A 14,603-nucleotide genomic window follows, 5' to 3' on the forward strand; every position below is an offset into this window, starting at 1 on the left:
TTTGTGACTTAAGTGTACATCTGAAATGCGAATTCGTCAATAACAAGATTGAATTATTAGAATTTTTTTATTTAAAACAAGTCATTTTTGAAGGACAGATGAATTCATCTGCCATTTTCTCCAAGATTTTTAAGCAAAAAAATAAGTACTGCTCCTATCTTAGAAGCAGTACTTATTTTTTATTGATTAATTAGTAAATTGTGTATATAAACAAAAGCTTTATCAAAAACAACTATGCTTTCGCGCTAGAATTATTGCTGCTTATTACATCTTGGCTACTAGATTTAATGCTTCTAGCTACTAGTATACCTACTATCCCCGATATCCCTAAAATAATGAAGATGTAGTTATAACTTGTAACAAGAGCAATAAGCGTGGACGAAATAATACTTCCGAAATAACGAAACGTTGAATAAATACCAGAGGCTGTACCAGACTGTTCTTTGCTTACGGAGTCCAACGAGGCAACCTGCATGCTTGTTAAACCTATTCCGGTCGAAAAACCTCCAATAATTAAAGCCGCTATAAGAAAAAGAATAGATCCAACGTTCTCTAAAGATAGAAAAAGAATATTAGAGACAATAATCATAGCAAAAGAAAACCCAATCACTTTTTTAGAACTAAACTTATTGTTTAATAATCCACCTATCCAGCCGCTTAAAGACATTGAAATCGAAAAAACTGATAAAACAAGCCCTGTTTGCGCTGTAGATAAATGAAATTGAGACTTCATTAACAGAGGCATAATTAATAAAATCACATACATAACAAAGTTGCTAAGCATAATAGATAAATTAGCGCTTGTAAAGGTGGAATTTTTAAATAAAGAAAAATCGATAATCGGGTTTTCTGCCGTATTTTCTCTTTTGATAAACAAGATTGTAGATAAAATAAATAGTATTCCCATTATTAAAGCCTTGGTAAATTCCATACCGTGTGTCAATAAGATCAATAAAGAAATGCTAATTGCTAAATAAATGGAACCTTGAATATCTAAAGTACTTGTTTGCTTTTTAACATTAAATTTAGGAATCATAACTATTCCGCCGATTAAAGCTAAGAAAAGAAAAGGAACGTTGACCCAGAATATAGCTTCCAAATTGAAGTTTTCAAGCAGGACAGACCCTAATAAAGGTCCAATTGCAGCACCCAAACCCATCCCCATTCCAAATATACCCAGAACTTTAGGAAGCCGTTCTTTTGGCACCACATATCTAATGATTGCTATAGTGTTTGGAGTAAGTAAAGCTCCTCCTACTGCCTGCAGTGATCGAAAGATAATAAGAGAAATGAGATTAGTTGAAAATATACAGCCTAAAGATGCTATCAGAAAGAACACCACGCCCCATAAATAGATATTTCTGTTTCCATATAGATCTCCTAGCTTTCCAGCGATAGGCTGAGTGACAGCCATTACAATTAAATAAATAGTTACTACCCAAGAAATACTTGCAAGTGGTTCATTAAAATGAGCCGATATGGTTGATAGAGCAACGGCAATCATTGTCGAATTTATTGGTACAAGAAATGTCCCAATTAGTAATGAAATAATCAAGATAAGCTCTTTATGTTTACCCAAACATTATTGCCTCCTTTTAGTGGAGAGAAATTCCTTTTATAAACGTGTTTATGCTGTTTTTTATCATATCTTGATAATCGGCATGTAAGGCTTTGTCTCCAAAATTTAGTTTATACATAAAATATCCCCAATACGTACTTAGGAAAATCTCCGCTTGTGTACAGCAATCTAATTCTTTGATATATCCTTTCCTTTGCATTTCTTCAAAGTATTCTTTTAGTATTTCTTTCGTATCATTAATTTTTTTCAAAATTTCTTCGTGCGCTTGTGAGAAAATTAAAGGATCTTTTAAAGCAATTGAAATCATGTCTCGGTTATTATCAAAGTCTTTTAGTAACAGGTAACCGAAATTCGTCAAATCTTTTTCAAGCTCCCATTCAATTGATTTATCAAAAATTTCAAGCGAAAAGCTTGTTGTTTTGACAATAGCTTGAATAATGCCTTCTTTATTGCCAAAGTGGCGAAAAACAGTTAATTCATTAACGCCAGCTTGTTCTGCAATTTCTCTAGTGGTAGTACCTTTGTAGCCTTTTTCTTTAAGCAGTTCTATTGTAGCTTTTGTTATCTTCTTTTTTGTTTCATCTTTTTTCATGTTAATCATCCTTTATGCTTCCTGAATGTAAGTATTTACTTTCCATTAGGCAGTATATAAAGGAAAAAGAGCTGTTGTCAAATGGAAGCGAAGAGAACTATTTATTCATTTAAAAGCGTGACAATTCCATTCGTACCATCCACCATAACTATATCGCCATCTTTTAGCTTATTTGTACTTATTTTCGTACCAACCACTGCAGGAATTTCATATTCACGTGCAATTATTGCCGAATGAGAAAGAATGCCTCCAGCGTCAGTAATAACAGCCCCCGCAGTCTGAAATAAAGTAGTCCAAAGTGGAGTAGTGGTTTTACATACTAAAACATCACCTTTTTCCAGCTTATAAAATTCCTTCGTATTTGAAATGACTTTTACTTTTCCGGTATAGGTTCCTGAAGAAGAGGCTAATCCTTTAATAGAATGTTCGCTGTTATCGTCATTTTCTTCAATAGCTCCCATATATTTCTCAGCTTCTTTTAGGTGAGCTGGCTCAGGGACGCCGAAGTATCTAGGCAAATTAGGCATTTGTTCATGTTCTGCGTGTTCTTTTTTACGTTTCTCAACTAATTCTGTCACGTCTACCGGATTTTCTAAAAGAGACTTTACCTCATCAAGATATAAGAAGAAAATATCTTCTTTCATTAGAAAAACATGATGATGTACTAATAAATCACCTAGCTTGATTAGGAATAAACGAGCTTTTGCATCCAACATTGCATCGATATAAAAATGGTGGTCATCTCTTATAACAGATGCATCTAATGCCCACTGATAATATTTTTTAAACTCTTCTTTGTGTGTGCTATCCGCTATCTGTTCCAGAAATTCATTATAGTTCTGTTCACGTTTTTTGACCGTCTGTTTGAAATTCTCATCAAAGTTGTAACCGTCATTAACATACCCTTGAATAATCAATAACGCGTGAAGAGGATTCTCTAGCCAAGTTTCCCCTACAAAATCGTGACTTACGACGCTTCGATATCCATACTGTTTTAGAAAAGTATCTACTTCAGCCATAAAGCTTTTTGCTGCTTTATTTTCCTCTAATTTCTTTAATAAAGTTTCTGTACATTCTTCTTCAAAGATCTTAGTAAGTTCCGCATCGTCTTTAACTGTTAAAGCAAGTCTAGAAAGCTGTTGATCCGTTTCCAACGATTTGTTCATTTTCCCGGTCAATAGCTCATAAACATCATGTCCGGATTTTTTATTTGTAAGGTTTTTATAGTATTCTTCAGCCTTAGTATTTAAAGACATTTGAGGCATAACAATGTCAAAATGCAAGTCATATGCCGTTTTATAAAAATCAGTCAAACTTTGAAGAATCTCTTTTCCTCTCTGAAGATTGAGATTTCCTCCGGTAAAGCTATCTAACTTGTTATAGTAAGGCAAGAATTGTTCCGTAATTATTTGATTCATTCGTTTTGTTAGGATTGGATAAATACTTTCCATCAATTCTTTATTTTCTTGGAATCTTTTCTTGGAATCTCCTTTAAAAGGCTCCATTTTTGTATAGATATGACCTTTATAAAGTTTTAAATTAAGTCTATTAAACATAAACTTTAACTTTTTAAAACTAGCAGCTGTTCCTTCAGAAAATGCCGGAATAATAAATGAAGCGTACAAAGGACTAACAGCATGAGAAAAACTTGTGTCATTTAAAATCCAAAACTCTTCCATATCCTCGAAACTTAAAGATATATCTTTTTGGAAAGGAGTTAATTCTTTTGATTCTGTTAATGTGGTAATCGCTCTTGCCTGTAATAGATATACTTGATTGTCTTGAATACCAAACTCTATGTCTACGGGATGTTGGTAAAGAGCTTCTACTTCTTTTGTTATTTCGCCCAATTCAATGATTTTCTCGTCTGTTAAACAAAACCTTTGCTGTTCATCTTCCGTTGTTTCGATTTCTTCAACGCCTTCAGCAAGTGGAATTATTTTCACTTCCTTTAGCCCTTTCTCTTTCTCTATCTCAAAGGTTTGTTTATTAACCAGGTAAACATCAGGTGTTACTATGCCCGATACGATTGCTTCTCCTAGTCCATAGCTGGCATTAATCATCATTTCTTTTGTATTATGAGTAACAGGGTTTTGGCTGAATATGACTCCCGATACTTCGGACTCAATTAATCCTTGAACAACAACTGCCATTGAAATTTCATCAAAATCAGCATACATATTTTGAGTATATTGTTCGACTCTTTCAGTAAAAAATGAGGCCCAGCACGCTTTTACTTTACTTAAAAAATCCTCAGGGCTTTTCACATTAAGATAGGTTTCATACTGGCCAGCAAACGATGCACCTTCTAAATCTTCAGCACTGGATGATGATCGAACAGCTACTGATGTATAAGAGCTTTTTAGATTTCTAAATGCCTCTATGAGATCCGATTCAATTTCAATAGGAATTTCCCCTTGCAAAATTCTCTCGTGGATATTATCCGTTTGACGATTAATCCCATTCCATTCGATATATCGCTTTAAAGCTTCTGTTTGAATAACAAAGCCATCCGGAATCGGTAAATTTTCTTTTTTCATTTTTATAAGGTTTAAAGCTTTTGCTCCAACTTTTTCATTCGCCTCGTCCACCTTTTGAAAACTTAAACTATACATTAAAAATATTCATCCTCCTACAAATTAGTTTTAAAATGTAAGTAACTACTTACTTTATATTTATTTTAATTCTTTTAAATTTTTATGGTCAATAAAAAGTGGTAAAACATTTAAAAAATGCATATTTAGTTGTGCTTTATTTTAATTTCACTTAAATAATATTCCTCTTTTTTATTACATTTTTTAACTTTTATTAGTCTTTTTTATTATAAAGTCTAAATAGTTAACCAATTAAATAGTTAACCAATTAAAAAGTTAATAAAAGAAATGCAAAAAACCCCACCTAAATTATGGTGGAGGTTTCCTTTTTTATAGTTGGGTTAACCATTCATTATCTCTGAGTGCTTACAAGCTTCCACTGGCTGAGTGTCAATTTTATCTTATATCCTCTAATATATAACTGAGCGCTATCAGATTTACGAATCATATGCGAAGTCATAATCAAAAATCTCCTTTCTCATAGAATTATTTTTAATATAAAACTATTTTGGAAATCTTAACCTAAGCATAGCTCAGGATTGTAAACGATTTATTAATGACAAGAAAAGATTATGTAAACATTGGAGAGTTGTAGGGGAACCACTCATTAGTTATGTTTCAACTTCAATAGATTGAGATTTCTATATGTATGAATTCATTGACGAAGCAGAAACTGCAGTGAAGATTCAAAATCAAGTGGATGCCAATGCTGTAAGGTAAATCAAAAGGATAGGCCTTTAAAGACCTATCCTTTTACATAGCATATAAAAAATTTATTCTCTTAATAAAATTGAGACATTAACCATCTATAACGGTTACGTACAAAGATCAGTCTATTAGATTGACAAGCTACTATTTATGTTAGATACAATCCTTTTTAACTCCTTCAAATCATCTATTACCACATCAGCCTGCACAAGCTCAGCTTCTTGAGCAAAATCAAAATTACACCCCACTGCCATTAAACCATTATCTCTTGCAGCATTTATATCAGATAGGCGGTCTCCTACTACTGCAGCATGTTTGATATCATATTTCTTTATAATTGTTTTGACTAACTCTCCTTTATCGAGGGTTTGGATTTGTTGAATACTAAATGTCTCTGTCACCCAATTATTCAAATCGTAATGGTCTACAATTGCTTCTAAATATTCTTTTAAACCGTTACTTGCTATGTAAATGGAAAAATTATTTTCTTTTAAATAGCTAAAGACCTCTTTTACATTGGGATATAAAGCACCTTTCCCTTTTTTTATATTCTCCACTAAGCTTTTTAAAAAATAGTCATCTGTATATTTTCTTATTTCATCTGATTGATTAGGTAATAAAGCTTCCCATACTTTTGGTAAAGGTACACCCATAATCTCACGATACTTATCAATAGGAGTGCCAGTATCCCATTGATTGAGTGCACGTAAATGGTTAAAGGTATCGTCAAGCGATAATTCTAAAATTTTATCTGTTTGAAACAGCGTTCCATCCATATCAAAAATCAGTGATTGCAACATTAAGTATCTCCCTCTTTCAACAGTACTGAATACGTATCTATATATAATACCATAAAAAGGAAAATTAGCAGTTATTAAAAACCATAATGAATATTTTTAGCACAAAAAAGCACCTAATCATTTATAGGTGCTCTTTTTAACTTTACATACTTTGTTTGAAATAATAAATGAAAAAGTCGCTGCTATAATAGAACTTAAAAATGGATAATTAAAAGAAAAAATACTGAGCGTTGAGCTACTCAAATGCTGTGAAGTCTCAGGTACATATGTAAGTGTAAGAAATAGCCCAGAAACAATTTGAAAAGCAAACAGTAACACTATAAAACTACCAATAAACACTGCATAATTTTTCAAAATGACTCCTCCAGTACTCTTAATTTATAAACCTCATATTATTTTAAAAATAGGGACACAACGATAAAGCCTATAATCAGTACAGTAATAAGTATACCTAGCCCCTTCCATCCTAAGCTGCCTGCTAAACCAGATAGGTTTCCAGCTTCATTTCTGTTAAATGCATCGTTCATATTCCCTGTGGGGTTTCTCTTTACCTCTTCGTGTTTTAATCTCTCTCTTCTTCTTTCAGGTGTTTCTGTATCTTCGCTCATCGTCACACCACCATTTCCGGAATACCATAACATATTATGGTTAAAATATAAATTAATGGTTTTTGTTAGATCCCTTTTCTTACACTAAACTGTACACATTTCTTTTTTTAATAAGTATGGAACACTGCTTTGTAATGAAGAAGTATACAGGGCTAGTTAATATAATTACTATTACAAACACCTACACCAAAGAGATCCTCTTTATTTAAGGGGATCTCTTTAATAACCTTATACTAGATACACATTCTTCAAGTTTTTTTGTGTAAGCTTATTTATGTAAAACATCTTCTTTTGTGATTGCTTTTTCATAAATTAATGGTTTAGTTCCTGCTTCTGGCAAAAGATAAATAAAGACAGTAAACGTAAGTTGGAGGGTTGAAACTACAGCCAAAAATAGAAAAAGACGTTCCCTGTCCTTAAACCATATTACTAAACATAAAACTAGAGATATTAAGGACAAAAATAAAAAAAGAAAAAAGCTATATGAATAAGGAACACCATAATGATAAGAAATATCTAAAAAGAAAAATACTATATAGAGAAGTATAAAAGCTGACGGTACTACTTTAGTAAACGTACTCAATAGGAAAAAAACCTTTCTGATTATTTGTTTTAGATTTATAGCTCAAACATACTCAATTTACATAAATAAGTACATATTAAAAGCTGCAGCAAAAATGATTATTACTCATCTTAATTATTTATTTTTTGAACCAAAATGCCTCCAACTTTATCCTTGTCATCTAAAGAAAACTCAATATTGAGTTTATGATTTTTATCAAAATACCCTATTATTGTTGCTCCGGTATCTTCTCTTTCGTAATAATTTTCTCCATACGCCCTAATAACATCTTTTTTGCTGTCACCAGTATGTATTCCCTTTTCTGTACTATACTTGCTACTAATCAAGTCATACCTGCTGACTTTATTATCTACTATTTTAAATTCAACATCATACTTTTCTGTACTTTTTCCATAAATGTAGGTAGTATACGGAGGCTGCTCAGTAACCTCTATAAATTTTGGTTTCTTCCTCAAACAACTTGCTATGTCATATTTAGAACTTCCTATTGATACTGACTTAACGTTTTCTAATTCAAGATTTGTTGTTTTGGTGCTTGAATAGTACTTTTCTTTAGGTGTAGAAGATGGATCGCAGCTTGCTAATAATAGTAAAATGAGTGGGAAAATAAACAAAAAATAGCTCTTAATGCGCACTGTTGGACTCCTTTATATCGTTTGTTTTTACTCTGACTCTCAGCATTTTCTAATCTATTAACTATTTTTCTTTTGCATATACAAGTCAATCGAATAGAAAATACTAGCTGCAAAGTAATACATGGCAAGTATAGCTAACGTCTCATAGACAGATTCCGCAGCGCTATTTTTCACAAAAGAAAAAACAGTACGCACTACAAAGAAAACGATAGGATAGACTATAAATAGAGAATTAAATTTACGATTCATAACAACATAATGTTCCTTTATTTGGATATTTATGATTATTATAACATATAATTTTCTTTTTTATTTCTTTACTACATATTCTTTAGGTTTTCATTTACATAATTATCAAAGGTACAACATCAAAAGAAATTCTTATTAGTAGGTCTTCTTTTGATTATCCTTTGTTTTCGATTTCTTATCTAAGATGAATTTTAAATGGCTACTAAAGATGAATAAACCGCAGATGACCATCAACCAGCGCGTAACCCCTTGATGTATAGGATCAAAAAGGTTTAATAAAACGATTCCTAATCCTGATAACATAGCTAGATAACGAAAAATCAAGCCCAATCCCCCATTCCAGAAATGAAGAGGATCTCCCCTTCATACTTAAGTTAAAGCTTCTTACCACACCATGGGCAAAATGAAATTCCAATGATGGATGAACCACCATCATGGATAATTAAACCGTATTCCTTATTTGTTTTATCAAATAAGATAAGATTATCTGGACAATCAAACGGATCACTGTGAATATCACACGTAAAGTTCGCATGATAATTCATATAATCACAGCAATGCTTTTTCATTCGTTTTCTCCTTAACTATATGGTCACTATTACTTTTCTCGGTAAACTGAACAGTGTTCATCGGAAATACGATAATTTTCCTTACCGATTGGGGCCGCTACCTCAACTAATTTATGTCCTAGCCGGTCCCATACCGCTACTGTATGCAAAGATACCCATTTCAGATCTCCTCTAGCAAGACGAAAAGAATAGTACCAGTTTTCAGTCCTTACTAATAAACTTCTATAAGAAAGTTCCTTTTTCTTTAAATTTTTGATTTCTAGAATAAAATCTAACATATTTTCTTCCTTAGGCACTTGAATAATTCGCGCTATAAATGTTCCATTAGGATTTTTTTTCGTTTTATAAACTTTTTCCCTTTCTATTTCTAACTCTGGCCGCCCCCTCATATTCCTTCCCCCTGTGTATTAACAAATAATCTCAGTGCTAAGTAGAAATCTATAATTGGTTCAGTAATTCTTCTAACTTTTCTTCAATATCAGCTTCTAAATGATTTTTTGACAAATCATACAAAGTGCCTGTCCCTTTAAAATACCCACTAAAGGAATACCATAATTGGATGTAATGAACGTATGCATCTTCTTCATCTGTAAACCCTTCAAAGTTTATTGCAACCTGGGAACGATATTCTTTTTCTAAACACTGCTCCGAACTTAGATTTGGCAGTTGGTCGCCATCAATATCCCGACACACCCATATTTTTAAGTTCTGCTTATCCTCACGTTCAAATTTATTTCTATATTTGTGCTGAAGACTTTTGCAGTATGCCTCTCCTACTTCTTCCAACTTCACTATATCTCTTTTTAAATTCTCATTTATTTCACTCTCAGGGACTAAAATATATTTGTCATCTGTTTCCTGATCCTGTTTATCCATAAATAGCTTTTTTAATTTATCAAACAAGCTTTTCCCACCTATCTAAAAAAATAATACAAGCATGTTAAATTCGACTAAAGAAACCTCATTTCCTTCTCTGAGCTCTAGTTGTCATAACTAATAGGATATCAGCTACTTCCTTACAAGTAGATTCTTTTACTGGAGTGCTGATTTTCTGACATACTTGTAATTCAATATTTTTTACAGCGAACACATGTGTTAAAGTGTAAAGTAGTGAAGCGAAAGGAGTAAAAACAACATGGCTCAACGAATCGTCAATATGTTTTTATCTGTCTTAGCTGCTTATGGAACGTTGATTTTAACCAAAAACATGAGCATTGCAGATAATATCTTTGTGACACAGATTGTTCGTCTGATCATTTGTGTTGTGGCTGTTATCATTGTGACAGGAATTACTACATATATTTTCAGAAACAAACCTTCTAACAAATAAAAGGGCTGCTATTTAGATAGCTGCCCTTTTTATTTTCCTTAATTCCTATTTTATTTCACCCTAAAGAAAATAGGGATGTCTCAAACAATCATGAGACATCCCTATTAAGGTCATACATACTTTTACGCGTTTAAAGCACGCACAAATTCTTTTGCGAGACTGATTGTAGACTGTGGATTTTGTCCTGTTAAAAGCTTTCCGTCTACTTCGATATGATCGCTCCAATTATCTTTTGCAATAAACTCAGCGCCTAGCTCACGAAGCTTTGTTTCAAGAAGAAACGGCATGTATTTATCTAACGTTGTATCTTTCTCTTCTGAATCAGTAAACGCTGTAATACGTTTACCCTTTACAATCGGCTCACCGTTTTTAAGCTTTCCGCCTACAAGAGCTGCCGGTCCATGGCATACTGCTGCAATCAGCTTGTCGTCTTCAGCAAACTCTGTTAACAAACGGTGTAAGTGCGTATCGTCTGGAAAGTCAAACATTGTTCCGTGCCCTCCAGGTACAAACATGCCTGCAAAGTCTTGTGAACTTACTTCAGCTAATGATTTTGTATTCTCTAAAAGTTTTCCTGCTTCTTTGTCTTCGTCCGTCACATCATCTGTTAAGCTGTTAGGGTCCACAGGTGATTTTCCGCTTTTTGGACTTGCTACGACTACTTCGTATCCTTCTTTCTTAAATGCTAAATATGCTTCAGAGAATTCTGTAAGCCAAATGCCAGCAAGTTCTCCGTTTTCCATTGTATGTCCATTTGTAACAACCATTAAAATTTTTGAATTTCCTGTCATGATTTACTCATTCCTTTTTCATTTATTATTTATTATTTACATACATGTATCTTTAATAATTCATTTATCTCTTTGAACATGTTCCCCGGTATTATTTGATGAAAACATGGTAACTTTTTCTTAATAATAAAAAGAACAGGTAAAAACAATGGTTAAATTATACGAAGAAATAGACGCTTTTTTTATAGTTTGAAGACTATACAGGGCAGATTTTTTTATACGCAGTGTGAAAAGTGATCACTTTAAATATTTTTACTTTTTTGACATATACATCTAATTCGATTATTATCTAATTAGATGTATATCGAATTAGGGAAAGAAGGTAGTACGCTATGCAATTAGATAAGTTGGTGAATTATCATAAAGCCATTGGTGACCCTACCAGGATTAGAATTATTTCACTATTAAAAAAAGGGCCTCTTCATGGGCAAGCCATTGCTTATAAGCTGGGGTTACAGCCTTCAACTATTACTCATCACATTTCAAAGCTAAGAGATGTAGGAATTATTTATCAAAGAAGACAAGGGAACATTATTTATTTTTATCTAGACCTTAAAAGACTCGAATATAACTCGAAGGCTATTTTGAATATTGGAGAGGATTCGATGGAAAATCAAGAAAACCATTTACAGGATAAAGACAAATTATCGATTGTTAAAAACTTTATAAATAGTGATGGAACTTTAAAGATCATTCCAAGTCAAAGAAAGAAAAAGAACGTGATATTAGCTTATTTAATACGTGATTTACAGCATGGAAAAATGTATCAAGAAAAAGAACTGAATGAACATATAAAAAAATATCATGAAGATTATGCAACGATTCGCAGAGAGTTAATTATGCAGCATTTTATGTATAGGCAAAATGGAGAATACGAGTTAAATCCGAAAGAGATGTGGCCCGTTATCTTTTAAAATGGACGTAAAAACGTTCATTTTTTAAGCTTTCTAATTCGATATATATCTAATTAGTCTATGTTATTTCAAATAGAATTAAAGTAAATTGGTAAGCATGTGATATTAATTTCATTCTCCTATGTGCTGGCACAGCAGCCATATTAGTTTGCTTACTGCTTACTCTAAAAGCATCTGCTTTGAAAAAAATCATAAAACCTCTGTATGCAATAAGGATTATCCTCTACCAACTAAATTAGTCAATAATCCTTATCGTACTTTATTTATCTTTTAAAAAACTATAAAAGTGTTTTAACCATAATAAAGTCTATTTGTTCTTCGTCTCCCATGTAAAACGAGTGAGATCCGGTTTGAACAAATCCCTGTTTCTTATAAAAAGCAATCGCATTTTTATTTTTTTCCCATACACCTAACCAAATTTTCTTTTTATTAAGTGTCGTTGCTATCTCTACTGCTTTATTAAATAAATGTTTACCAAGCCCTTGTTTTTGAAAGCTGTTACCTATATAAATTCTTTCAATTTCAAGCGCTTCTTCCCCCATCTCTTCAGATTGAGCATCACCCGTATTAACCTTTAAATAACCTGCAATTTCATGATTAACATACATAAAAAAGAATTGCGAGGACGTATTTGATAGTTCTTTTTGTAGCTGTTCTACTGTAAATGCTTTTTCTAAATAAGCTTTCATGTTTTCAGGTGAATTTTGATCTTTAAATGTTTCATTAAATGTTTTGTAACTAATATCTTGAAGGTGATTTACATCTTCAAGAGTACACTTTTTTATATCCATCATCACTGACATACGCCTCTCCTTTATATCCTCAATAATTTCTCTTGTTTCCTTTTTTGACAAACTCCCAGTCTGCTTCTATATTTTTTCTTACTCTTTGAACCAACTTAAGAATGGTATCTGTTTCTTCCTGGGTAAAACCTTCTAATGCCATTTTATCGGAATAATCATTTTCTCTTTTTATAACTGGATATACGCTCTTCCCTTTTTCAGTTGGAAAAAGGTTTTTATTTTTTTTATTGTGGGGATCGTCTTTCTTCTCAATAAAACCATTCATTTCAAGCTTTTTTATAGCCCGAGCCGCTGTTGTTCGATCTACTTTTATCAACTCAGCTAACTTTTCTTGAATGATTCCCGGATTTTCACATATTCGCACTAAATACAAATACTGCCCCTTAGTCAGGTCATACTCTTTAAATTCTATATTACTAATCGAATCCAATGCTCTTGCTATCATTCCAATTTCACGCAGAATTTCACTCATAAATATCTCCTTTGCACATATTTTTGTTGCAAATACAATAAAAATAATATACGTTTAATGTACCTTAAAATAGTTGCATTTGCAACAAAAAATAATAAGTAAAGGAGCTGATTACAGTGAAATATGTTGTTTATGTAGGAGGAATTTTACTATTAACTCTGGGAATTTCTTTAACGATCCAATCCAACCTAGGAGCTTCACCTTTTGATGCACTTTTAGTTGGACTGTCCCTAAACGTAGGCCTTAGCGTTGGAAGCTGGGAAATTATACTTGCATGTGTATTAATTTGTGGTAATGCCCTTTTAAGCAAACAAAAGCCGGAAGTACTGGGACTGTTAACAGCATTCATAACGGGTCTTGGTATTGATGTATGGCTTTTTCTATTAGAGAGTTGGGCTCCCTTTGAAATGTGGTACAGCAAATTATGTTGTTTTGGAATTGGTTTAATCATTATAGGTGTAGGAACCTCAGCCTACTTACATACAAATTTTGCACCCATTCCAATTGACCGCTTAACATTAATCATACAAAAACTAGCTAACACAAATTTATTTCTCGCAAGAACATTGATTTACTTCACATTTTTACTATCTGCGATGCTTTTAAACGGACCAATTGGTGTCGGAACGCTATTAACCGTGTTTTTAGGCGGCGTGCTGCTTAATTTTTTTATGCCCATTACAAAAAAAGCAGTAGACTGCATATTACCAAAATCTCATACCTCACAAAGTCATATTCAAGACAACAAGCGTTCCATATAGATACATTTTTATTACTCAACTATCGTAATAGATTTGCACCATAGTACTAGAGATAATAAGAGCAATGAGGAGGAAACATTTAATGAAGGAAAGGGGTTATTATTAATCAATGATTGTATTGTATGAAGATAAGTATAAAGAAGCAGTTATTCAACTAATATTGCATGTACAAAATGTAGAAGTTGGTGTAGGTATTAGTGTTGAAGAACAGCCGGATATTTTAGACATTAAGTCAAACTATCCCCATACCGGCGGTAACTTTTGGATAGCTTTGAATGATAAGCAAGAAGTAGTAGGATGTATTGGGTTGCAAAAGAAAACCAGTGAAATAGGCATATTAAAGAAATTTTTTGTCTACAAGCACTATAGAGGAAAAGAGTTTGGAATAGGAAAAAATCTTTATGCTTCTTTACTTCTTTTTGTGCAGAAGCACGGGTTTTCTAAAATTATTTTAGATACTCCATCTCAAGCTACTCGATCACATAATTTCTATAAAAAAGCTGGGTTTAAACAAGTGACCAAAAAGGATCTGACAGTTCAATATGATTATCCAGATCGAAATTCTCTTCTTTTTGAGCTAGATTTATCTAGCAAACAATTACAGAATTAAACCAG

The 14,603-nt window shown here is 32.6% G+C and carries 16 protein-coding genes; 4 read left to right on the forward strand and 12 right to left on the reverse strand.

Annotated features, from left to right (window positions below):
* Positions 1–232: 232 nt before the first annotated feature.
* The 9 genes from ACFX4W_RS20920 to ACFX4W_RS20960 all read right to left on the reverse strand — a co-directional run bounded on the left by ACFX4W_RS20920 (position 233) and on the right by ACFX4W_RS20960 (position 9,820).
* On the reverse strand, positions 233–1,579 hold the full coding sequence (locus ACFX4W_RS20920) for an MFS transporter (RefSeq protein WP_165575320.1): 1,347 nt from the start codon (positions 1,577–1,579) through the stop codon (positions 233–235).
* A 16-nt stretch (positions 1,580–1,595) separates the two neighbouring features.
* Positions 1,596–2,180 (reverse strand): TetR/AcrR family transcriptional regulator, encoded by a 585-nt coding sequence (locus tag ACFX4W_RS20925; RefSeq protein WP_028409962.1) that lies wholly within the window; start codon positions 2,178–2,180, stop codon positions 1,596–1,598.
* 92 nt (positions 2,181–2,272) lie between these two features.
* Positions 2,273–4,786 carry a PEP/pyruvate-binding domain-containing protein gene (locus tag ACFX4W_RS20930; protein WP_322551940.1) on the reverse strand — a complete coding sequence of 838 codons (2,514 nt, stop codon included), beginning with the start codon at positions 4,784–4,786 and terminating at the stop codon, positions 2,273–2,275.
* An 815-nt stretch (positions 4,787–5,601) separates the two neighbouring features.
* A complete protein-coding gene (locus tag ACFX4W_RS20935; RefSeq protein ID WP_043980694.1) occupies positions 5,602–6,273 on the reverse strand; it encodes an HAD family hydrolase in 672 nt (223 codons plus the stop codon).
* Positions 6,274–6,665: 392 nt separating this feature from the next.
* Complete coding sequence (locus ACFX4W_RS20940) at positions 6,666–6,881, reverse strand: DUF6366 family protein (RefSeq protein WP_043980691.1); 216 nt, start codon at positions 6,879–6,881, stop codon at positions 6,666–6,668.
* Between the two features lie 693 nt (positions 6,882–7,574).
* Positions 7,575–8,099: a hypothetical protein gene (locus ACFX4W_RS20945; RefSeq protein WP_043980690.1), complete on the reverse strand. Its 525-nt coding sequence runs from the start codon at positions 8,097–8,099 to the stop codon at positions 7,575–7,577.
* 623 nt (positions 8,100–8,722) lie between these two features.
* Entirely contained in the window at positions 8,723–8,917 is a 195-nt protein-coding gene (locus tag ACFX4W_RS20950; RefSeq protein ID WP_016763636.1) for a DUF6980 family protein, read from the reverse strand.
* Between the two features lie 29 nt (positions 8,918–8,946).
* On the reverse strand, positions 8,947–9,306 hold the full coding sequence (locus ACFX4W_RS20955; RefSeq protein WP_043980689.1) for a hypothetical protein: 360 nt from the start codon (positions 9,304–9,306) through the stop codon (positions 8,947–8,949).
* Between the two features lie 49 nt (positions 9,307–9,355).
* Positions 9,356–9,820 (reverse strand): hypothetical protein, encoded by a 465-nt coding sequence (locus ACFX4W_RS20960; RefSeq protein WP_043980687.1) that lies wholly within the window; start codon positions 9,818–9,820, stop codon positions 9,356–9,358.
* Between the two features lie 232 nt (positions 9,821–10,052).
* On the opposite strand from ACFX4W_RS20960, the gene ACFX4W_RS20965 reads away from it, so the two are divergent.
* Entirely contained in the window at positions 10,053–10,247 is a 195-nt protein-coding gene (locus ACFX4W_RS20965; protein WP_025749210.1) for a hypothetical protein, read from the forward strand.
* A 122-nt stretch (positions 10,248–10,369) separates the two neighbouring features.
* Here the strand turns inward: ACFX4W_RS20965 and ACFX4W_RS20970 are convergent, their stop codons facing one another.
* Entirely contained in the window at positions 10,370–11,038 is a 669-nt protein-coding gene (locus ACFX4W_RS20970; RefSeq protein ID WP_043980686.1) for a type 1 glutamine amidotransferase domain-containing protein, read from the reverse strand.
* 332 nt (positions 11,039–11,370) lie between these two features.
* On the opposite strand from ACFX4W_RS20970, the gene ACFX4W_RS20975 reads away from it, so the two are divergent.
* Positions 11,371–11,952, forward strand: a complete 582-nt coding sequence (locus ACFX4W_RS20975; RefSeq protein WP_043980685.1) for a DUF2087 domain-containing protein — start codon at positions 11,371–11,373, stop codon at positions 11,950–11,952.
* 278 nt (positions 11,953–12,230) lie between these two features.
* On the opposite strand, the gene paiA is transcribed toward ACFX4W_RS20975, so the two are convergent.
* Positions 12,231–12,755 carry a spermidine/spermine N(1)-acetyltransferase gene (gene paiA / locus ACFX4W_RS20980; protein ID WP_043980683.1) on the reverse strand — a complete coding sequence of 175 codons (525 nt, stop codon included), beginning with the start codon at positions 12,753–12,755 and terminating at the stop codon, positions 12,231–12,233.
* A gap of 19 nt (positions 12,756–12,774) precedes the next feature.
* Positions 12,775–13,227: a MarR family winged helix-turn-helix transcriptional regulator gene (locus ACFX4W_RS20985; protein ID WP_043980681.1), complete on the reverse strand. Its 453-nt coding sequence runs from the start codon at positions 13,225–13,227 to the stop codon at positions 12,775–12,777.
* Positions 13,228–13,343: 116 nt separating this feature from the next.
* On the opposite strand from ACFX4W_RS20985, the gene ACFX4W_RS20990 reads away from it, so the two are divergent.
* Positions 13,344–13,988 carry a YczE/YyaS/YitT family protein gene (locus ACFX4W_RS20990; RefSeq protein ID WP_043980679.1) on the forward strand — a complete coding sequence of 215 codons (645 nt, stop codon included), beginning with the start codon at positions 13,344–13,346 and terminating at the stop codon, positions 13,986–13,988.
* Positions 13,989–14,097: 109 nt separating this feature from the next.
* Positions 14,098–14,598: a GNAT family N-acetyltransferase gene (locus ACFX4W_RS20995; protein ID WP_043980677.1), complete on the forward strand. Its 501-nt coding sequence runs from the start codon at positions 14,098–14,100 to the stop codon at positions 14,596–14,598.
* Positions 14,599–14,603: the final 5 nt, after the last annotated feature.

It is taken from the genome of Priestia sp. YIM B13489 (assembly GCF_042787645.1).
Classification (GTDB): Bacteria; Bacillota; Bacilli; order Bacillales; family Bacillaceae_H; genus Priestia; species Priestia megaterium.